Below are 19,731 nucleotides of genomic sequence, written 5' to 3'. Positions count from 1 at the left end.
CCCGACGCTATTTTGGGCAAGCTATAAAAAATGGGTTATTGGCAAATAATATCTACTGATTAAATTCAGTTAATTTCTTACGGTAGCTATTCGGTGTAAACGACGTCAGCTTTTTAAACGTTTTAATAAACAGGCTTGGACTACTGTAGCCAGACTCGTAAGCAATATCCGTTACAGAATAGTTCGTCATTTCCAGCTGTTTTTTAGCAAAGTTAATGCGGATTTCATTAATAATCTGCATCGGCGTTTTGCTGTAATAACGCTGGGTTGCGCGGGTCAGGTACTCCTGGGATTTCGCGGACAGTTGTACCATATTTTCCAGCGCATTCTCGCTAAACTGACGTTTGTCATGCATGGTCTCAACGGTGGTTTTAAGCCACTGCGGAATATCATCCAACACCTGCTCTTCGCGATGATGACGTAACCGATTAATAATATAGAAGGTGACCACTTCTACAAATTCATCCAGTCCGCTCTCGCGAAAGTTAAGTGATGCAATAACCGTTTCAATATAGGTAAGAAACGAGTTATTCGCCCGATAGACCTGCGATGCAACGAAACAAAATGGCAGTAGCGGGTGATAGTGCTGTTCAAAAAAACGTTTACTGATGCCGACGTTAAGGATCCTTGTCGCACCAAAATCATAAAAACTTTGGTGGTGCGATCCCAACGGGATAAAGACAAAGTCTCCACGTTCGAGCAGTACGCGTTTACCGTTGATTTCCTGATAATAGCGCCCGGTTAAAACCAGGGTAAATTCATAGTAGTCATGCTGATGCAGCCCGCTGATGCTCTCAGTTTTGTTATAGATGAACACATGGAAATTTTTGCCATTAAACAGCTGCTGTTCATAAACGGTTTTGATTTCCGGTGCGTTAATCTGTAGCTGCATTATGCACTCCTCGCTATTTCAGCTTTTCGTGAAGTTCAATCAGTTCAGTCACCAGCTCACGCGCCAGCATTGATGTCATCAGGTGGTCCTGCGCGTGGACCAGCACCAGGCTAACTTTCATTTTACCTTCACCCTGATCGCCTTCAATCAGTTTCGTTTGCACGAGGTGCGCTTCGTTCAGCGCCAGACGAGACTGGTCCATCATCGCCTTGGCCGACTCGAAATCGCCTTGCTTGGCCATTTTAAGTGCGCCGTACGCCAGGCTACGCGCCTGACCGGAGTTGATGATGAGGCCCATCACCACTTCTTCAAGTTCTTCTGCTTCGGACTGCGTGTCGACGATATTCTCGATATCCAACATACTTTTTTCCTCTGGTTCAGTCCGGCATGACCGTGAAGCCATGCCGGATTAAATTTAGAATTTCAATGCGTTAGCGATATCTTCTTCGCTTTCTTCTTGGTCAATAACATTCTGCGCTTTGTTGGCTACCACCACGAACGGCAGGTAAACCAGCGTTGCAATACCGAGGTTGAACAGCGCGACCAGCAGAGCAGCGACACTACCGTTGGTGTTAAAGAACGCGCCCAAACCGGTTGGCATGGTCCACGGTGCAATGTTGGTAATCGGTGGAATAATGCCTGAGTAATAAGCTGCCAGCGTAATCGCCGCCAGAATCGGCTGAACCAGGATGAACGGGATAAACATCACCGGGTTCATGATGATCGGCAGACCGAACAGGATGGGTTCGTTAATCTGGAACAGACCTGATGGCAGTGCCAGTTTAGCAACCTGACGATAGTCAGGACGACGCGATGCCAGGAAGATAGCGATAATCAGACCCAGCGTTGCCCCGCTACCCCCAAGGAAAATATAGGAGTCGAGCATCGGTTTCGCCCAGACGTGGAACGTCTTACCGGCTTCCAGCGCGGCATCTACGGAACCAAACTGTTGGTAGATAGAGATGTTTTCCAGCGCCCATGGCGTCATGATACCGCTGTCCAGCGCAGTCAGCGCCAGTGAACCGTGAATACCAAAGAACCACAGCAGCGGAACAAAAATCACGTAGGCCCAGCCCACCACGCTGCCCAACGACGCCAGCGGAGTTGAAATGGAATCCATAATGATCTGGTGGAAGTTCGTACCCCAGGTGTTCAATGCCCAGGCGATGATCCCCATAATGGAGAGGATAAGGAAGCCAGGAATCAGCGCAGAGAATGAGCGCGATACAGATGTCGGTACGCTATCAGGTAATTTAATGACCCAATTGCGACGAACCACAAAGGTGAACATTTCCGCGACCGCGAGGCCGATAATGATACCGGAAATAATATTGGCGCCGCCGAGCCAGTTCGCGCCAACGGCATAGGCTTCACCCACGCTATAAGGCGTTACGGTCATAAACGCGGCGACAGATAACAGCCCGGCAGCCAGTGAGTCGACTTTACGTTCTTCTGCCAGCGCCATGCCGATAAAGAACGGTGCCATCAATGACATGATACCCAGCGTACCGTTATAGACGTTTCCACCAATGCCTTTCAAGCTATTCAGCGTTTCAATAGTTGAAGCATCAAGTCGAATGCCCATTGAATAAAAAAACGACCCCTCCCCAAAGCTCAGGAAAACGTTATTGATTAATACAAACATGGCCCCTGCGAGGGTTAACGGCATTAAACGAATAAAACCGTTCTTGATTGCATTAACGTGTGGCTGCTTTCCAATTTTTACAGCAAAAGGAAGGAGTACCTTTTCAAGTGAAGCAATAGCGTTACTCATAGAAAAATACCCTTAAATACCGCAATTAAAAATTGCGGTGAATGTTAATGAAATAACTCTTTGACGGGAAAAATTAAAATAAAATAATTAATTTGCTGCGGCTTTTTTAATTGCTGCAACAGCAGCCTTAAGCACGCCTAAACCATCGACTTTGCCATACAGCAGCGAGTCAATCACTTCCACAGGCTTGTTGGGTAACAAACGCTGAATTTCGGGCAACATATAAGCAATTTGTGGACCTAATAACACGACATCGGCCGTTGGACCTTTTTCTCCGGCCAGCGTTTCAGGAAACGCTTCAATAATAACCGGCACTTCGTATTTTTCGGCCTGAGCACGCATCTTCGAAACCAACAATGAAGTCGACATGCCCGCAGAACAAAACAGATAAATGTGTTTCTTTTCCATTAAAACGATCCTCATATGCGATTATCTGTCAACCAGACACTCCGCAAGCCATAACCTGCATCCATGCTCTGGGTAACTTGCGTCAGCTAAATTACTTTTTTAGGTGGCTGAAATGAGTATACGGGATTGCACCAGTGGATGGTATTTCCTTGACCAACTAAATTGTCTCTCCTTGACCTGTCGTTATGACCCCCCTCACATTTCGGGCAAATAATTCGCGGCAATAAATAAGATCGTTCGGCACAAAAAAACCGGCACGATGGCCGGTTCGTCTGAATGCTCAGGCAATAAGCAGTTGTTACTTCTTCGCCGCCTGCGGGTCGGTGTCGTACTCTGCGCAGGTCTGGTAACCGGAGTTAATCACATGTCCGGTGTCATCTAAAGCAACAAAATAGGTTTCAGCTTTACCATCTCGTTGACCCAGGATGTAGGTCTGGCATGTCCCTCGCGCATGAATCATGCTGACTTCAGAAGAAGGTTTACCGGCAATCTGCGCCACCTGCGCCCGGCTCATCCCTTTCTTCACATCTTTCACCACGGGCTGAACAAATTGGTCTTTGGTACGATCGTAAGCCGTACACCCTGCCAGCATAGTCAAAACAGCCGCTGCACTCAGAATTCCTGTTAGGTTCTTGTTCATATTCCGTCCTCTTGTATTTCAGCGTGTTATATAAGCCTGGAGCACAACAACGCATTTTTCAAGCAATCAGATGATACTTAGGCGGTTTCGGAAAATTCTATTAAAACAAAATGATGCTCGCATCCCTTGTCGTTTGGGCCTCAACGCGATAATTTTAACACATCATTTTTTGATCATTTTATTTTCCATAGGGGGTTAAATGACTCTGCAGCAAGAGATAATCCAGGCGCTTGGCGCAAAACCGCACATCAATGCAGAAGAAGAAATTCGCCGCAGCGTGGATTTCCTTAAATCTTATCTGCAGACCTACCCCTTTCTGAAATCACTGGTATTAGGGATTAGCGGCGGGCAGGACTCAACGCTCGCGGGAAAACTATGCCAGATGGCTATTTCCGAGCTTCGCGAAGAAACGGGGAATGACGCGCTACAGTTTATTGCCGTACGTCTGCCATATGGCGTTCAGGCTGATGAACAGGACTGTCAGGATGCCATCGCCTTTATCCAACCGGACCGCGTACTCACCGTCAATATTAAGGGTGCGGTACTGGCCAGTGAACAGGCCCTGCGTGAAGCGGGTATTGAACTGAGCGATTTTGTCCGTGGCAATGAAAAAGCCCGTGAACGTATGAAGGCTCAGTACAGTATCGCCGGTATGACCAGCGGCGTTGTCGTGGGAACCGATCATGCAGCAGAAGCCATCACCGGATTTTTCACCAAATACGGCGATGGCGGTACTGACATTAACCCTATTTTCCGTTTGAACAAGCGTCAGGGTAAGCAGCTGCTTGCCGCGCTGGGTTGCCCGGAACATTTATATAAGAAAGCACCAACCGCCGACCTCGAAGACGATCGTCCTTCTCTGCCGGATGAAGCCGCATTAGGCGTCACCTATGACAACATCGACGATTATCTGGAAGGAAAAACGCTGACTGCCGACATCGCGAAAAAAATTGAAGGTTGGTATCTGAAGACCGAGCACAAACGTCGCACACCGATTACGGTGTTTGATGACTTCTGGAAAAAAGCGTAATTCTTTTAGTCACATATTGCCGGATAGCACTGAGATCACCGCTGTCCGGTCCCTTTTCCTGATCTGATGCCGCTTTTTTAATCGGTTCCAAACTGTTATACTGGATGGATAACCAGCATCCGGAGTGAGAAGTGGTACGGCGTCAATCAGCCCCGCGCCTGACATTTGAGGCAGCGGCAATCTATGAATATCCTGAGCACCTGCGTCCATTTTTGAGTGCGCTTCCCGCCGTGCCAGGCGTCTATCTGTTTCACAGTGAAAGTGACACTATGCCGCTCTATATTGGTAAAAGCGTCAATATTCGCAGCCGCGTGATGGCACACCTGCGTACCGCAAACGAAGCAGCAATGCTGCGTCAGGCCAAACGCATTAGCTGGATTTGTACCGCGGGAGAAATTGGTGCCCTGCTGCTGGAAGCGCGATTGATCAAAGAACAGCAGCCGTTGTTTAATAAACGACTGCGGCGCAATCGTCAGCTTTGCGCCTTGCAGCTTACCGACCGAACTGTTCAGGTTGTCTACGCACGAGATATTGATTTCTCCCATGCCCCCAATCTGTTTGGCCTGTTTGCCAATCGTCGCGCAGCGCTACAAGCGTTGCAAAGCCTCGCGGATGAACAGCAGCTGTGCTACGGCCTGTTGGCGCTGGAACCCCTGAGTCGCGGGCGCGCCTGTTTTCGCTCCGCGCTTAAGCGATGCGCCGGAGCGTGCTGCGGGAAAGAGAGTCATGAAGCCCATCATTTGCGTCTGTTAGAGGCGCTGGAAAGAGTGAGAGTGATTTGCTGGCCATGGAGCAATGCCATTGCGCTGCAGGAAACCCGCGCTGAAATGACACAGTACCATATCATCAACAACTGGCTGTGGCTGGGAGCCGTTTCAACGCTGGATGAAGCGGCTACCCTGGCGCGTATGCCGGCCGGCTTTGACCATGATGGCTACAAAATTCTCTGCCGACCTGTTCTGTCTGGTCAATATGACATTATTGAACTGCGTCCGGAGAATGGCCCGGCATCCAGTTAATCTCGCTGAACAGCAGTTTTCCCTCGCGCTCCAGCAGTCGTAAGGTGTGTTTACCGTCGTGCCAGCTTGCACCCTGATCGGCAGTCAGTAGCTTATCGCCCAGTTGCCAGGCACCGCTGATAACAAATACCACGCCGCCGCGCGAACCAAAAGTCGTAAACGTGCGGTCGGCAACTCTGACTTTCGCCTGGCAGACATCCCGTCGGGTCATGATATTGAAATCCATCGACATCTGCCCTTCTGTCAGCTTCGCTTTTACCACCTTGTCACCGGCAAAGGTAAAAGGCTGATGCTGTTTCAGAGTATGTGTGAAGGTGTTTGACTCTTCCAGGGTCACTTCTCCACCTTCCAGTAGAGTAATCACGCGTTCTACGCCGGGAAAGAGAGAAAACTCTCCGTTGGCTGCAATGGAGGCGATACTCGCCCGCCAGTGAAAATCTCGTGTTGCTGGCGGAAAACAGCAAATCTCACGGGTTTCTCCCGCACCATTTCGCCACAGATTGACCGGCATTTTGCGGATATCAAAGTATTCCATCATCCCTCCAGAAAGACGCAGCACGGCAACCCGCCGTAAACAGGCAGCCATAAATCATCATTGGTATGTTTACCCTGCAGATTATTGTTATCGGCAGCAGAGTTGATTTGCCTTAGCGATGAACCCGGTATTTTGCAAAAAAGAATAACGCGCTGATCCAGGTAGAATTTTCACGGGCTTCAGGAGAATAGCGTGTCGTGTGTCCGGTGCAATAGGCAGGAAAGAAAAAACCGCCGATCCTGCCCACATCGTTAAACGTGTTGTGGACAAGAGCGGCGGTCTTGAGTTTGGTTTCACGCTGTGCGGCAATCAGTGCAACACAGCATGAATGATTTAGTGTAGACGCTGATCGATTACTCGGCAGCTTGTGGCATTTTACCTTTCTGCGCTGCACGTTCTGTCAGACGCTTCTCAAAATTGGCATTAAACTGCTTTTTCTGTTCCGGGGTCAGAATGTTGTAAATCTTGTTCTGAGTTTCCATATGCGCCAGCATGTTGGCTTTGCGCTGTTCTTCCATCTTCGCAATCTGCGCTTCGGCTTTCGCTTTATCGAAACTATCGCTGGCAATAATGTCGTGCATCGCGCGACGCTCTTCCAGCGGCGGACGTTTCATCTGGTCGCGTTGACCTTTCATGATCTCGCGAATCTGCTGTTTCTGAGCATCGGTCAGGTTCAGGTCTTTGAACATCATGTCGTGATGCGGGGCGAATTTACCGTTGTGGTGCATCATCGGTTTGGCATCAGCTGGCGCAGCTGTTGTCGTGTCAGCGGCGTGAGCCAGGTTGGCAGCACCCAGGGCCAGAGTAGAGGCAACAAACAGAGCAGTCAGTTTACGCATAATTTCTATCCTTTCTTTCAGTTATTTTTACGACACTCATGCGACTCTTATGCAATGTGATGTCGTGTTGACGAGATTAACTTTACCGGCTTAAGCGTCAATTAATCAGAGCAATGGTAAAACAGTGAAAGTATAAAAAACAAATTTTCATCAATTATGAAGAAAAAAAGAATAAATTGCGCAGAGTTGCAATAAAAAATTACAACAGGATGATTTTGAAAGGATTATGAAGAACTATACCTGAAACCTGATTATTAAGAAAGCAATTCACCAGGAATAATCCGTAATAAATAAAAACAGCACGCAAAAATAAGCCCTGAAGGATAAACCTGCAAGGCATATATATTTATCACATTTTTTGGAGCATCAGCCCGGCACGTAAACCGCAGGCCACGTTGGGATTCGGAAAGAGAACGTATTCAACATCATGGGTGACAATAAAACGTTCATCACCGTCCTGCGCCAGCAAGGTTCCCTCTTTAAAAGGGGTAAAGTTGAGCGTCTGGTTATCCATATGGAGAATAAAATCATCGCTACGTCGCGTGATTTGCGACACTACGCGGTAGCGCAGCGGAGATGTTTCTCCCGTCGATACTCGCTCGCCTCGCAGCAACTGCGCCAGTGCGTCTGCCGTTTGCGCAAACTGGGACAGATCGTTTTGTCCAAACGGCAGCGCTTTACCGAGTTCCAGCGTACAGGCCAGTGCGCCAAAATGTTCCCCGCTAAAATGGGTGAAGGTACCGCCAGGCGTCTGATGAAAAACCAGCGCCTCCAGTCCCGCATCTCCCAGCCATTCAAGAAAACCCTCATCCCAGGCAACGTTGCGTTGTGGCAACACGCCAAAGCGCAGATGCAGTGAACCGCGAATCGCGGTGTGCAGATCCAGATGCCAGCGTGTTGGCTCTTTCGCCCGCGAATAAAAATCTTCCAGATACAGCTCAAGCTCATGGGCTCGGCGCGTTTCTTCACTCGCGGTAAAAATCTGCCACCGGCCGCCAAACATACGATTCAGGTCGCTATGACAATACCGTTTTCCCGCAGCAAGCGCCTGCGGGTTTCCCAGAATCACCAGTAGCCGCCATGTTAATGCCAGCTCGCCGCTAAATAACCGGGACAACAATGAGTCGAGAATCTCTACCGGCGCGGTTTCATTGCCATGGATCCCCGCAGACAGCACCAGAGAATGTTCAACGGGTGCAAGCGGCGTCAGTTCCAGAATTCCGTGACCGATCCACTGCCAGTCAAAACCATGAATGGTTCCTTGCGTTTCCTCCGGAGTGGCACCTGCGAGCGTGATAGCCAGAAAGTTATCCATGGCGCATCCCCTCCAACTGGAAAGGATACACAGAGCCGAGGTTAAGCAATTGCGTCAGCGTATCCAGCGCTTCACGCCCCTCGCGCAACAGCTGTGGGTCGGCAAGGTCGGCAGCGGTAAGACGATCGCGATAGTAACGGTCAACCCAGTTATTCAACGTGTTAAACAGCATATCGTTCATGATAACCGCCGGATTCACCGCCTGCTGTTCCTGCAAGGTGAGCACCACTCTCAGGCGCAAGCATGCCGGACCGCCGCCGTTGGACATACTTTCACGCAGATCGAATACCCGCAGGTCATCGATCGGATTGTCTTCCTCGAGAAGACGGTTCAGATACCGCCACACGCCAGTATGCTCCCGGCACTCCTGCGGCAGGACCAGCATCATCGAACCGTCGTCACGACTCAGCAACTGACTGTTAAACAGATAGGTAGTCACCGCATCCTGCACCGAAACTTCCGCAGTCGGGACTTCCAGCGGGGTAAAACCTGCCACCTGACTACGCAACTGCTCTAATAACGCCTGCTGTCTGACAAACGCCTGCTGATGACAAAACAACACCTGGCGATTCGACACCGCAATCACATCGTTATGAAACACACCAAGATCGATGACATCCGGATTTTGCTGAGCAAAAATACACTGATGCGGGTTAACCTGATTCAGTCGTGCGACCGCCTCACTGGCCTCACGGGATTGCCTTGCCGGATAGCGCTTCGGCTGGGATGCATTGCCTTCTTCACGACCGTAAACAAATAGCTGTACACCGGGATCGCCGTAATCTCCACCGAGGCGGTTATGGTTTGCCGCCCCTTCATCACCGAAAAGCGCAACCTGGGGTAACGCACCGTGGACAGCAAAACTATTCTCATCACGGAAAATCGCCCGTAGCAACGCTTCGGTAGTAGGCGCTTCCAGCGAACGGTGGAACTTATTATTCAGATTCGCCACCGTCAGATGCACTTTCCCGTCCAGCGAATCTGCTGAAGGGCAAACCGTTGCCGCATTCGCTACCCACATAGGCGATGCGGAGCTGGCACTGGAGAGCCAGTGAGGTGCCTGACGCGCCACTTTCTCCAGCACCTGTTCGTCACTGCCGCTAAAACCCAACTGACGCAGAACCGGAATATAAGGCCGCTCGTGGGGGGGGATCACCGCCTGAGGAAAACCCGCATCCGCCAACGCTTTCATCTTTAGCAGACCTTGCTTCGCCGCCAGACGCGGGTTCGACACCTGAAATCGATGTTTGGTTGAGGCCTCATTACCAAATGACAATCCTGCATAGTGGTGAGTCAATCCCACCAGACCATCAAAATTTACCTCACGGGCTTTCATAGATTATCCTCGCGAGAAAAATCCAGCCCGGGGCTAAGCGCCGTTGGCAGCGTTAAGACCGGTGATTCCAGACTTGCCATCGGCCAGGCGCAATAATCTGCGGCATACCACGCGCTGGCGCGATGGTTCCCGGAAGCGCCAACGCCGCCAAACGGTGCGGTACTCGCAGCGCCGGTTAACGGCTTATTCCAGTTGACGATCCCTGCTCGTGCCTCCAGCAGTAGCTGTTCAAACTGGCCGCGATCGGGCGAAACTAACCCACACGACAGTCCAAAGCGGGTGTTGTTCGCCACACGAATCGCCTCATCAAAACTGTCATAACGCCATACGCCAAGCAGCGGCCCAAAAACCTCTTCATCAGGTACGTTCGCCGCCCCGGTCAGTTCAATGATTCCAGGGGTCAGCAGTGACGTTCCCGCTTTCACCAGACGTGGCGCCAACAGCGTACGTCCCCCCAACGACGCCAGACGCTGCCAGGCATCATAGACATGCTGCGCGGCCTGTTCGGAAATCAGTCCGCCCATAAACGGCTGCGGTTCCGCATCCCAGTTGCCGGGCATTAAACGCTGACTAACCTCCACCAGACGCGTCAGGAACGCATCACCCTGCGCGCCTTTTTTAACTAACAGGCGGCGGGCACAGGTACAGCGCTGTCCGGCGGTGACAAATGCGGACTGAATGGTCAGATGTACCGCGGCATCAATATCCTCCGGATTCTCAATAATCAGCGGGTTATTACCCCCCATCTCGAGGGCGAGGATTTTTTCCGGTTGACCGGATAACTGCCGATGCAACTGATAACCGGTATTAGCACTGCCGGTAAACAGCAGACCATCGAGGTCTTCCAGTGCACTCAGCGCCTGCCCTGTTTCACGTCCGCCCTGCACCAGGTTCAGCACACCCGGCGGCAATCCCGCCTGTTCCCACAGCTTTGTTACTGCTTCACCGGTCCACGGCGTCAACTCGCTGGGTTTGAAAATCAACGTATTGCCTGCCAGTAATGCCGGAACAATATGGCCATTGGGTAAATGACCAGGGAAGTTATACGGACCAAAAACCGCCAGCACGCCGTGTGGGCGATGGCGCAACGTTGCCGCGCCATCCGGTAGTTCGCTGTACTGCTCTCCGGTACGGGCATGGTAAGCTTTGACGGAGATGGCGATTTTATTGATCATCGCCGTCAGTTCAGTCGCGGCTTCCCAGCGTGGTTTGCCGGTTTCCCTGGCGATAATCTGGGTTAGCTCGGACTTATTGCTTTCCAGCAATGAAGCAAACTTTTCAACAATCGCCTGGCGTTCACTGAAGGGCTGTTTAGCCCAACCGGCAAAAGCTGCACGCGCAGCCTGGCACGCTTGCGTCACCTGCGTGGCATCGGCATCATTGCCGTGCCACAGCACATCACCACCTACTGGGTTGGTTTTCACCCGACGCTCGCCCAGTCCCGTCACCCAGTCACCGTTTATCCATAGTGTCATGCTGTTTTCTCCTCTGCACAAAGACGCACAAAACGTACATGGTCGCCCGCGTGGCATTTCAGGGCATCCAGTTGTGCCGCCGTCAGTACCAGACGTTGGGTATCCGGGTCTGCGCGAACCAGCATGACGCGGAAGTTTTGATAGTTTTCATTGGCAACCAGACAGGCCGGATAATCGCCGGTTGCTGGCTGACCTTCCGCCACTTCCACCAGCCTGCTTTTACGAATCGCCCGCACCCGGTCAATATCGCATTCCAGCGTCGGCCCGCCGTCGAAAATATCGACATAGTTGCGATAGCGAAAGCCCTCTTTCTCCAGCACCGCCCGCGCGGGCGCCGTTTGCGGATGAACCTGACCAATCACGCTTTGTGCTTCATCAGACAGGAAATCGGTGTAAATAGGATGCTTGGGCATTAATTCAGCAATAAACGCTTTTTGCCCTGTTCCGCAGAGAAAATCCGCCCGGCTGAATTCCATTGAAAAAAAACGTTTGCCGAGGCTTTGCCAAAACGGCGAGTAACCGTGTTCATCGATCACGCCGCGCATCTCAGCCACGACCTTCTCATTAAACTTGTCACGAAACGCGGCCATAAACATAAAGCGCGATTTTGACAACAAATAGCCGTTGCCTTCTTTTCGCCAGTCCGGATCGAGAAACAGCGTACAAAGCTCGCTGCTACCCGTGTGATCGTTACTCAGAAACAACGTCGGCAGCGCGTTATACACATTCAGCTCTTTCGAGGCGTGGACCAGTGTGCCGACCCGATAGTTGTACCAGGGATCGTTAAGTCCTACCGCCACCTCAATGGCGCAAATCCCGGCCACAGTTCCGCTGGCGCTGTCTTCCAGCACAAACACATATCCCTGCTCACTTTTGGGCAACTCACCGCGCCAGGTTTGTAGCGAACGTTCGATACGCGCCATTAGCGTCGCTTCATTCGCCGGTAGCGAGGTCAATCCGCCGCCGGTCTTACCGGCAAGCTGCATCAACGCGGTGATATCAGCACGTTCAATGGGACGAATCACCATCATGATGAACCTCCTGCTTTAATGCGTTCGCAGGCCAGCGCAAAGCGATCCAGTCCGGTGGCGACTTCTTCTTCGCTGACATTGAGCGCTGGCGCAAAACGCACCACGTTAGCGCCAGCAATCAGTACCATCACCCCGGCAACAGCCGCTTCTTGCGAGATGAGTTTCGCTTTCCCGGCAAATTCCGCGTTCAGCACGCAGCCGATCAGCAGCCCGAGTCCTCGAATTTCACTAAACAGTCCAAAACGTTCGTTAATGGCGTTAATACGCTCCACAAACCAGTCGTGGCGCTGTTTTACTCCGTTGAGAACTTCCGGCGTGTTAACAATTTCCAGCAGTTTACCCGCCACCGCCGTCGCCAGCGGGTTGCCGCCGTACGTTGTACCGTGCGTACCCACCGTCATCACACTGGCGCAATGCTCTGTCGCCAGCAGTGCGCCGATGGGGAAACCACCGCCCAGCGCTTTAGCTGTCGTCAGCAGGTCCGGCGTAACGCCGTAATGCATATAGGCATACAGCTCGCCAGTACGGCCAACCCCGGTCTGAACCTCATCAAAAATCAGCAGCGCATTATGGCGATCGCATAATTCACGCAACCCCTGCAAAAACGCGTTTGTTGCCGGCACCACGCCGCCTTCGCCCTGGACAGGCTCGACGATGACCGCACAGGTCGTGTCATCAATCAGTTGGCTGGCAGAATCGAGATCGTTATACACGGCATGGCGGATATCCGGCGGCAGCGGCGCGAAATCCTGTGAATAGGCGGGCTGACCACCGGCGCTGACGGTAAACAGCGTGCGGCCATGGAAGGCATTTTTAAACGCCACAATCCCGCTCTTCTGGCTGCCAAAACGATCGTGGGCATATTTACGCGCCAGTTTTAGTGCCGCTTCGTTGGCTTCTGCGCCGGAGTTACAGAAGAAAATGCGCTCGGCGAAGGTGGCGTCAATCAGCTTTTTCGCCAGACGCAATACCGGCTCGTTGGTGTAGCCATTTCCGGTATGCCAGAATTTGCTCGCCTGGTCGTTTAATGCCTCGCGCAATGCCGGATGGGCGTGACCCAGCGCGTTAACCGCAATGCCTCCCGCGAAATCGATATACTCTTTACCCTGCTGATCCCACAGACGTGAACCTTCACCCCGCACCGGAATAAAAGGGGCCGGAGCGTATACAGGCATCATCCATTCATCAAAATTTTCACGCGTAATTGACAGAGACATAGCGACCTCAACGGTAAATAAAAGGTTATTTATATGTTAATAAATATAGTGTTTGCGGTGTAAATGTAGATTGCAGGGTTCGTGCCAGCCAGCGAAAAAAGTGCATAAACGGAGGTCGAGGACGGAATATCAACAGGTTACAACGTGACGATATTCACTATACGTGCATATAAAGTGAATATGTTTGCGCATCAGGTGACTAAACAGAGGAAAAAACGCAGTTTTATTCAGTCGCCAAATATAATTCTGGAATTGTGATCGTATACGAAATTTTTCGGAAATTATTGCTCCATTCCGGCGCGCTTCGCGCCAAAACGGTGCAGTTTTTGCTCCATCGTTAACACCATTAGCAATCATTGTTGGAATCAGGTGACAAGAAGCAGTCAGTCTGCAGAAATTCTGCTACCATCCTTGCACTATTCATCTTGCAAAGTGGCAGTGACTATGAAATTTGTCTCTTTTAATATCAACGGCCTGCGTGCCCGTCCCCATCAACTGGCAGCCATTGTCGAAAAACACCAACCGGATGTTATTGGCTTACAGGAGACAAAAGTCCACGACGATATGTTCCCTCTCGAAGAGGTAGCAAAGCTCGGTTACAACGTCTTTTATCACGGCCAGAAAGGCCATTACGGCGTCGCGTTGTTAACGAAAGAAACACCAATTGCGGTACGTCGTGGCTTCCCGGGCGATGACGAAGAAGCGCAGCGTCGTATTATCATGGCAGAAATTCCGTCCCCTCTGGGCAGCATCACTGTGATCAACGGCTATTTCCCGCAGGGCGAAAGCCGCGACCATGAAACTAAATTCCCGGCCAAAGCCGCGTTTTACCAGAACCTGCAAAACTATCTTGAGACAGAGTTGAAGCACGACAATCCGGTATTGATCATGGGCGATATGAATATTAGCCCAACCGATCTCGATATCGGCATTGGCGAAGAGAACCGTAAACGCTGGCTGCGTACCGGAAAATGTTCCTTCCTGCCGGAGGAGCGTGAGTGGATGGAACGCCTGCTGGGCTGGGGTCTGGTGGATACCTACCGTCACGCAAATCCTGAAAAGAATGACCAGTTCTCGTGGTTTGATTACCGCTCAAAAGGCTTTGACGATAACCGTGGCCTGCGTATCGATCTGTTGCTGGCGAGCAACCCATTGGCGGAACGCTGCGAAGAAACCGGCATCGACTATGAAATTCGCAGTATGGAAAAACCGTCCGACCATGCGCCGGTATGGGCTAAATTCCGCGTCTGATCTTCTATGTTTTGTTACTCTCCGGGCCCGGCCTGGAGAGTCTGTTTATTCTGTGCAAAATCAATAAAGCGACGGTAATACATTGTTGCGGCCGGGAATTTATTATATCTTCGCGCGCACTTTTCGCTGACGAAAATGCTCCATTGCACTCGGTTTTACAGGAGAACCCCCATGAAAAAGAAGTTCGCATAAAGCAGAATACCGGCTGCTGATTGTCGCGGTCCTGTTCTGCGTTCTGGCGGGGGTTTTCCATCATTATGGTCTGACCGACCTGATAACCAATTTCCATCATTTACAAGACGTCATCCGCCAAAGCGGTATGTTCGGCTATACGCTTTATATCCTGCTGTTTATTGTTGCTGCGCTGTGTCTGATCCCCGGCAGCATCCTGGTGATCGTCGGCGGTGTGCTGTTTGGCCCCGTGGCAGGGACGCTTATCTCGTTAGTGGCAGCAACCGTGGCCTCGGCGCTGTCGTTTTTGCTGGCTCGCTGGCTTGGGCGGGATCTGCTCCTGAAATACGTTGGGCATACGACAATGTTTCAGACTATCGAAAAAGGCATTGCCCATAGCGGAGTTGACTTTCTGATCCTCACCCGGCTCGTGCCGCTGTTCCCTTATAATATTCAAAATTACGCCTATGGGCTGACGGCCATTCCGTTCTGGTCATTTACCGTGATATCTGCGGCAACCACTTTACCAGGCATTTTTATTTATACGCTGATGTCGCACGAACTGGCCAGCGAAGGAATTAGCTGGGCATTTATCGGTAAGCTCAGCGTGGCGGGGCTGGCGTTATTCGCCCTCGTACAGGCAACCAAAGCCTGGGCCCGTTATAAGCATGTCGATCCATCAGCTCCTCACGAGTGCGCAGATAAATGATAAAACGACGCATCCATTACTACCGCGCAGGAGTGATAATCCTGCTGCTGCTCGCGCTGATAGCGTGGGCGTGGATACCTGGCGTGAGCGATTTTCTCCACGCCAGCCTGGCGGCATTTGCCACGCTCGATCAGCATGCAATTGAGAATTTTATTCGTTCTTACGGAACTCAGGCGGCGGTCGTTTCATTCTTCCTGATGATCTTGCAGGCCATCGTCGCCCCGCTTCCCGCTTTTGTGATCACCTTTGCCAACGCCTCGCTGTTTGGTGCATTTTGGGGCGGCATATTGTCCTGGTGCAGCGCAATGGCAGGCGCGGCGCTGTGCTTTTTTATTGCCCGCGTTTTAGGCCGTGGCGCGGTGGAGAAACTGACCGGAAAAACGGTGTTGAACAACATGGACGCTTTTTTCGAGCGCTATGGCAAGCACACCATTCTGGTCTGTCGCCTGTTACCTTTTGTACCGTTCGATCCGGTAAGCTACGCAGCAGGCCTGACCGCGATTCGGTTTCGCCATTTTTTCATCGCCACCGGCATCGGTCAGTTACCCGCCACTATCGTCTATTCATGGGCGGGTAGCTTGTTAACCGGCGGTACATTTTGGTTTGTAACCGGCCTGTTCATCCTGTTCGCTCTGAGCGTAATAATTTCAGTGGCGAGAAGCATTTATCTTGAACGTCAGCGAAAAAAAACCTGAGACTTCCCCCATTTTTAGCCATGGAGATACTATGCGTTACTGCTTATTGTGCCTGAGTTTAATGCTCTGTCCGCTGGCGACGTTTGCCCAGGACGACGGCTGGCAACAAATCAAAAATGATGCCCGCGGTCAGACGGTGTGGTTCAACGCCTGGGGTGGCGACAATGCAGTTAACCAGTATCTCGATTGGGTTAGCGGCGAGATGAAAACGCACTATGCAATTAACCTGAAAATCGTACGTCTCGCAGATGCCGCCGACGCGGTAAAACGTATCCAGACAGAAGCAGCATCCGGGCGAAAAACCGGGGGTTCTGTCGATTTATTGTGGGTTAACGGCGAAAACTTCCGCACCCTGAAAGAAGCCGGGCTTCTGCAAACTCAGTGGGCGCAAACGCTGCCTAACTGGCGCTATGTTGATACCCAGAAACCGGTGACCGAAGATTTCTCCGTTCCAACGGAGGGGGCTGAATCACCGTGGGGCGGTGCCCAACTCACCTTTATTGCCCGGCGCGATCTCACCGCACAGCCGCCGCAATCTCCGCAGGCATTGCTTGAATTTGCGCAGGCGCACCCTGGCACGGTGACCTATCCGCGCCCGCCAGACTTTACCGGCACGGCGTTTCTGGAACAGTTGTTAATTTCGCTCACCACCAAATCACAAGCACTTAAAATCGCGCCTGATACAGCGACATTCGCCGACGTTACCGCGCCATTGTGGCATTATCTTGATACCTTGCACCCTGTACTTTGGCGTGAAGGCAAAGATTTTCCGCCCACGCCAGCACGAATGGATGTACTGCTCAATAGCGGCACCCTGCGTTTGTCATTGACCTTTAACCCTGCCCACGCGCAGCAAAAAGTAGTCAGCGGCGAATTGCCTAAAAGCAGCTACAGTTTTGGTTTCTCACAGGGCATGCTCGGCAACGTGCACTTTGTTGCCATTCCGGCGAATGCCCGCGCCAGCGCCGGAGCAAAAGTCGTGGCAAACTTCCTGCTTTCGCCCGAAGCACAACTGCGTAAAGCCGACTCAACTGTCTGGGGAGATCCTTCGGTGCTTGATCCACAAAAATTACCTGTCGAACAGCGTGATGCGCTGCTGGCACGGATCCCACAAGGACTCCCTGTCGTTCTGCCGGAACCGCATGCTGCCTGGGTAAACGCTCTGGAACAAGAATGGCTACGCCGCTACGGTACGCATTAATTTTGCTACTCTGGGCCATCATGGCGGCAGTTTATCTGCCGTTGGTGCCAGCGGCTTTCTCTCTGATAGCGCCAGCCCTTAGCCTAACCCATTGGCTGGCTCTCTTTGCCGACCCTCAACTTCCGCAGGCGTTACTGGCGACGCTTGTTTCCACAGGACTGGCTGCCGGCGGCGCACTAATCATCGCGCTGCTGGCGATCCTCGCTTTATGGCCCGGTGCAGGCTGGGCGCGACTAAGCACCCGTCTTCCGTGGCTGCTGGCGATCCCGCATGTTGCCTTCGCCACCAGCGTGCTGTTGGTTTTTGCCGAAGGCGGTAAAATCTGGCAATGGCTTCCGTTCCTCAGCCCACAGCCAGACCGTTACGGCATTGGGCTTGGCGTGACGCTGGCGGTGAAAGAGAGCGCTTTTTTGTTATGGATCCTCTCGGCTCTACTGAGTGAAAAACAACTTTCGCAGCAGGTTATCGTGCTGGATTCGCTGGGTTACAGCCGACTGCAATGCCTGAACTGGCTGGTACTGCCCGCTATCGGCCCGGCATTAGGCAAAGCTATGCTGGCGATTGTTGCCTGGTCACTCTCCGTTGTGGATGTGGCAATCGTCCTCGGCCCCGGAAATCCGCCAACACTGGCCGTATTGAGCTGGCAATGGCTCAGTCAGGGCGATGTCGAACAGCAGGCGAAAGGCGCACTCGCCAGCCTGTTGCTGGTGCTGTTACTCCTCATTATCGCGCTGGTGAGTTATCTGTTGTGGCGCGCCTGGCGACGTACTATCCCGGCAGTAAATGGTGAACGCCTGCATTTTTCACCTATTACAATCGCACGCCCGCTGGTACAGATCTTGCCCGTCAGCGGTGTGGTATGCGCGCTTGTACTGGCGCTTATCGCCAGCTATTCCTCGCTAAACTACGAGGCGCTCAGCAATAGCCTGCAGCTAGGGCTCCTTTCCAGCGTGTTAGCGCTACTGATACTTTTTGTCTGGCTGGAATGGGGTCCACAAACCGGGCACCGCTGGGTCTGGCTACCGCTCATTTTGCCTGCGCTACCACTGGTAACCGGACAATATCTGCTGGCGTTATATGCCGGACAGGATGGACTGATGACGACCATTATCTGGGGCCACCTGCTGTGGGTGATGCCCTGGATGCTATTTGTGCTTAAACCGGCCTGGCAGCGCATTGACCCGCGATTAATTTTGATTGCACAAACGCTGGGCTGGTCGCAGGGGCGGATATTCTGGCTGGTGAAATGCCCGCAGCTGGTGCGCCCGGCATTGATTGCCTTCGCGGTTGGCTTCTCGGTCAGTATCGCCCAGTATATGCCGACGCTGTGGCTAGGTGCCGGACGCTATCCCACGCTAACCACTGAAGCGGTGGCATTAAGCAGCGGCGGTAGCAGCGAGATTCTGGCAACACAAGCGTTGTGGCAGCTTCTTCTACCACTGCTCGTTTTCGCACTCGCAGCCATTCTCGCCGCGTGGATTGGCCGCTTTCGACAAGGACTCCGCTAATGCTCATTGTGCAAAACGTTTCGTTGTACCAGGGTGCGACTGCGCTGCTGAAGAACGTTACCTTTCAGGTGGACAAAAGTGACATTGTCACGATTATGGGGTCTTCCGGCAGCGGAAAGTCTTCGTTGTTTTCGTGGATGGTCGGGGCGTTGTCGCCTCAGTTTCAGGCATCAGGCGAGCTGTGGCTCAACGAACGACGCGTTGACGCGCTGCCTACGGCGCAGCGCCAGATTGGCATTCTGTTCCAGGATGCGTTGTTGTTTGACCATTTCAGCGTTGGGCAGAATTTACTGCTGGCCCTACCTGCCAGCCTGCAGGGTCCCGCCAGACGCCATGCGGTGGAAAGTGCTCTCGCACGCGCTGACCTGGCCGGTTTTTATTCGCGCGATCCGGCGTCGCTCTCCGGCGGACAACGCTCGCGTGTCGCCCTGCTCCGCGCGCTACTGGCGCAGCCCCAGGCACTGTTACTTGATGAACCCTTTAGTCGGCTGGATGCGTCGCTACGCGACACCTTTCGCCAATGGGTCTTCACCGAGGTGCGTAAGCTAGGGATCCCGGTAGTACAGGTGACCCATGACGCGCAGGACATTCCGCCTGCAGGCCGCGTACTTCAGATGGAAAACTGGGCGTGAATGTGGCGATATGCTGCGTTAACGCAAGGTTTTTACTTAACCGGCGGCACAGA

General features: G+C 52.3%; 20 protein-coding genes. 8 read left to right on the top strand and 12 right to left on the bottom strand.

Going from position 1 to position 19,731, the window contains the following annotated elements:
• Window positions 1-52: 52 nt before the first annotated feature.
• From chbR to osmE, 5 genes are all read right to left on the bottom strand, one after another.
• The gene (chbR, locus tag G4551_RS10285; protein ID WP_085951594.1) at window positions 53-895 is read right to left on the bottom strand and encodes a transcriptional regulator ChbR; all 843 of its coding nucleotides are present in this window, start codon (window positions 893-895) and stop codon (window positions 53-55) included.
• A 10-nt stretch (window positions 896-905) separates the two neighbouring features.
• Window positions 906-1,253, bottom strand: coding sequence for a PTS N,N'-diacetylchitobiose transporter subunit IIA (chbA, locus tag G4551_RS10280; RefSeq protein ID WP_003030618.1), 348 nt, complete (start codon window positions 1,251-1,253; stop codon window positions 906-908).
• A 54-nt stretch (window positions 1,254-1,307) separates the two neighbouring features.
• Window positions 1,308-2,666, bottom strand: a complete 1,359-nt coding sequence (chbC, locus tag G4551_RS10275; protein WP_003030619.1) for a PTS N,N'-diacetylchitobiose transporter subunit IIC — start codon at window positions 2,664-2,666, stop codon at window positions 1,308-1,310.
• A gap of 87 nt (window positions 2,667-2,753) precedes the next feature.
• Window positions 2,754-3,074, bottom strand: coding sequence for a PTS N,N'-diacetylchitobiose transporter subunit IIB (gene chbB, locus G4551_RS10270; RefSeq protein WP_003840900.1), 321 nt, complete (start codon window positions 3,072-3,074; stop codon window positions 2,754-2,756).
• A gap of 298 nt (window positions 3,075-3,372) precedes the next feature.
• On the bottom strand, window positions 3,373-3,714 hold the full coding sequence (gene osmE, locus G4551_RS10265) for an osmotically-inducible lipoprotein OsmE (RefSeq protein ID WP_003030621.1): 342 nt from the start codon (window positions 3,712-3,714) through the stop codon (window positions 3,373-3,375).
• Window positions 3,715-3,913: 199 nt separating this feature from the next.
• Here osmE and nadE point away from each other — a divergent pair, with 199 nt between their 5' ends.
• Together nadE and cho are read left to right on the top strand one after the other, a co-directional pair.
• Entirely contained in the window at window positions 3,914-4,744 is an 831-nt protein-coding gene (gene nadE, locus G4551_RS10260) for an ammonia-dependent NAD(+) synthetase (protein WP_003840899.1), read from the top strand.
• Window positions 4,745-4,875: 131 nt separating this feature from the next.
• The gene (cho, locus tag G4551_RS10255) at window positions 4,876-5,763 is read left to right on the top strand and encodes an excinuclease Cho (RefSeq protein WP_003840898.1); all 888 of its coding nucleotides are present in this window, start codon (window positions 4,876-4,878) and stop codon (window positions 5,761-5,763) included.
• Here the strand turns inward: cho and ves are convergent.
• From ves to astC, 7 genes are all read right to left on the bottom strand, one after another.
• The gene (ves, locus tag G4551_RS10250; RefSeq protein ID WP_003030626.1) at window positions 5,723-6,298 is read right to left on the bottom strand and encodes an environmental stress-induced protein Ves; all 576 of its coding nucleotides are present in this window, start codon (window positions 6,296-6,298) and stop codon (window positions 5,723-5,725) included. The two genes, cho and ves, sit on opposite strands and share 41 nt — an antisense overlap.
• A gap of 353 nt (window positions 6,299-6,651) precedes the next feature.
• Entirely contained in the window at window positions 6,652-7,137 is a 486-nt protein-coding gene (gene spy / locus G4551_RS10245) for an ATP-independent periplasmic protein-refolding chaperone Spy (protein WP_003030629.1), read from the bottom strand.
• Between the two features lie 349 nt (window positions 7,138-7,486).
• Window positions 7,487-8,452 carry a succinylglutamate desuccinylase gene (gene astE, locus G4551_RS10240; RefSeq protein ID WP_003840897.1) on the bottom strand — a complete coding sequence of 322 codons (966 nt, stop codon included), beginning with the start codon at window positions 8,450-8,452 and terminating at the stop codon, window positions 7,487-7,489.
• Window positions 8,445-9,788: an N-succinylarginine dihydrolase gene (gene astB, locus G4551_RS10235; RefSeq protein WP_003840896.1), complete on the bottom strand. Its 1,344-nt coding sequence runs from the start codon at window positions 9,786-9,788 to the stop codon at window positions 8,445-8,447. Before astB ends, astE begins: the two co-directional genes overlap by 8 nt.
• The gene (gene astD / locus G4551_RS10230) at window positions 9,785-11,263 is read right to left on the bottom strand and encodes a succinylglutamate-semialdehyde dehydrogenase (RefSeq protein ID WP_003840895.1); all 1,479 of its coding nucleotides are present in this window, start codon (window positions 11,261-11,263) and stop codon (window positions 9,785-9,787) included. Before astD ends, astB begins: the two co-directional genes overlap by 4 nt.
• Window positions 11,260-12,294 carry an arginine N-succinyltransferase gene (gene astA, locus G4551_RS10225; protein ID WP_003030637.1) on the bottom strand — a complete coding sequence of 345 codons (1,035 nt, stop codon included), beginning with the start codon at window positions 12,292-12,294 and terminating at the stop codon, window positions 11,260-11,262. The genes astD and astA overlap by 4 nt, the downstream gene beginning before the upstream one ends.
• Window positions 12,291-13,511 (bottom strand): succinylornithine/acetylornithine transaminase, encoded by a 1,221-nt coding sequence (gene astC, locus G4551_RS10220; protein WP_003840894.1) that lies wholly within the window; start codon window positions 13,509-13,511, stop codon window positions 12,291-12,293. The genes astA and astC overlap by 4 nt, the downstream gene beginning before the upstream one ends.
• A 444-nt stretch (window positions 13,512-13,955) precedes the next feature.
• Here astC and xthA point away from each other — a divergent pair, with 444 nt between their 5' ends.
• The 6 genes from xthA (at window position 13,956) to G4551_RS10190 (ending at window position 19,678) form a co-directional block, all read left to right on the top strand.
• Entirely contained in the window at window positions 13,956-14,762 is an 807-nt protein-coding gene (gene xthA, locus G4551_RS10215) for an exodeoxyribonuclease III (protein WP_003840893.1), read from the top strand.
• A 223-nt stretch (window positions 14,763-14,985) separates the two neighbouring features.
• Window positions 14,986-15,642, top strand: a complete 657-nt coding sequence (locus G4551_RS10210) for a TVP38/TMEM64 family protein (protein ID WP_168150124.1) — start codon at window positions 14,986-14,988, stop codon at window positions 15,640-15,642.
• On the top strand, window positions 15,639-16,337 hold the full coding sequence (locus G4551_RS10205; RefSeq protein ID WP_003840891.1) for a TVP38/TMEM64 family protein: 699 nt from the start codon (window positions 15,639-15,641) through the stop codon (window positions 16,335-16,337). Before G4551_RS10210 ends, G4551_RS10205 begins: the two co-directional genes overlap by 4 nt.
• A gap of 31 nt (window positions 16,338-16,368) precedes the next feature.
• Complete coding sequence (locus G4551_RS10200) at window positions 16,369-17,538, top strand: ABC transporter substrate-binding protein (RefSeq protein WP_003840890.1); 1,170 nt, start codon at window positions 16,369-16,371, stop codon at window positions 17,536-17,538.
• Entirely contained in the window at window positions 17,511-19,046 is a 1,536-nt protein-coding gene (locus tag G4551_RS10195; protein WP_003840889.1) for an ABC transporter permease family protein, read from the top strand. Before G4551_RS10200 ends, G4551_RS10195 begins: the two co-directional genes overlap by 28 nt.
• Complete coding sequence (locus G4551_RS10190) at window positions 19,046-19,678, top strand: ATP-binding cassette domain-containing protein (RefSeq protein WP_003840888.1); 633 nt, start codon at window positions 19,046-19,048, stop codon at window positions 19,676-19,678. The genes G4551_RS10195 and G4551_RS10190 overlap by 1 nt, the downstream gene beginning before the upstream one ends.
• The last annotated feature ends 53 nt before the right edge of the window (window positions 19,679-19,731 follow it).

The sequence above is a fragment of the Citrobacter freundii ATCC 8090 = MTCC 1658 = NBRC 12681 genome, from assembly GCF_011064845.1.
GTDB classification, from domain to species: Bacteria; Pseudomonadota; Gammaproteobacteria; order Enterobacterales; family Enterobacteriaceae; genus Citrobacter; species Citrobacter freundii.
Note: the sequence above shows the minus strand (reverse complement) of the source record. Positions and strands in the feature narration are given on the sequence as shown.

Bases quoted from the DNA above. Each gene is read 5' to 3' on its own strand.
- chbA (WP_003030618.1), bottom strand. From the start codon at position 1,253: ATGTTGGATATCGAGAATATCGTCGACACGCAGTCCGAAGCAGAAGAA.
- chbC (WP_003030619.1), bottom strand. From the start codon at position 2,666: ATGAGTAACGCTATTGCTTCACTTGAAAAGGTACTCCTTCCTTTTGCT.
- chbB (WP_003840900.1), bottom strand. From the start codon at position 3,074: ATGGAAAAGAAACACATTTATCTGTTTTGTTCTGCGGGCATGTCGACT.
- osmE (WP_003030621.1), bottom strand. From the start codon at position 3,714: ATGAACAAGAACCTAACAGGAATTCTGAGTGCAGCGGCTGTTTTGACT.
- nadE (WP_003840899.1), top strand. From the start codon at position 3,914: ATGACTCTGCAGCAAGAGATAATCCAGGCGCTTGGCGCAAAACCGCAC.
- ves (WP_003030626.1), bottom strand. From the start codon at position 6,298: ATGGAATACTTTGATATCCGCAAAATGCCGGTCAATCTGTGGCGAAAT.
- spy (WP_003030629.1), bottom strand. From the start codon at position 7,137: ATGCGTAAACTGACTGCTCTGTTTGTTGCCTCTACTCTGGCCCTGGGT.
- astE (WP_003840897.1), bottom strand. From the start codon at position 8,452: ATGGATAACTTTCTGGCTATCACGCTCGCAGGTGCCACTCCGGAGGAA.
- astB (WP_003840896.1), bottom strand. From the start codon at position 9,788: ATGAAAGCCCGTGAGGTAAATTTTGATGGTCTGGTGGGATTGACTCAC.
- astD (WP_003840895.1), bottom strand. From the start codon at position 11,263: ATGACACTATGGATAAACGGTGACTGGGTGACGGGACTGGGCGAGCGT.
- astA (WP_003030637.1), bottom strand. From the start codon at position 12,294: ATGATGGTGATTCGTCCCATTGAACGTGCTGATATCACCGCGTTGATG.
- astC (WP_003840894.1), bottom strand. From the start codon at position 13,511: ATGTCTCTGTCAATTACGCGTGAAAATTTTGATGAATGGATGATGCCT.
- xthA (WP_003840893.1), top strand. From the start codon at position 13,956: ATGAAATTTGTCTCTTTTAATATCAACGGCCTGCGTGCCCGTCCCCAT.
- G4551_RS10205 (WP_003840891.1), top strand. From the start codon at position 15,639: ATGATAAAACGACGCATCCATTACTACCGCGCAGGAGTGATAATCCTG.
- G4551_RS10200 (WP_003840890.1), top strand. From the start codon at position 16,369: ATGCGTTACTGCTTATTGTGCCTGAGTTTAATGCTCTGTCCGCTGGCG.
- G4551_RS10195 (WP_003840889.1), top strand. From the start codon at position 17,511: ATGGCTACGCCGCTACGGTACGCATTAATTTTGCTACTCTGGGCCATC.
- G4551_RS10190 (WP_003840888.1), top strand. From the start codon at position 19,046: ATGCTCATTGTGCAAAACGTTTCGTTGTACCAGGGTGCGACTGCGCTG.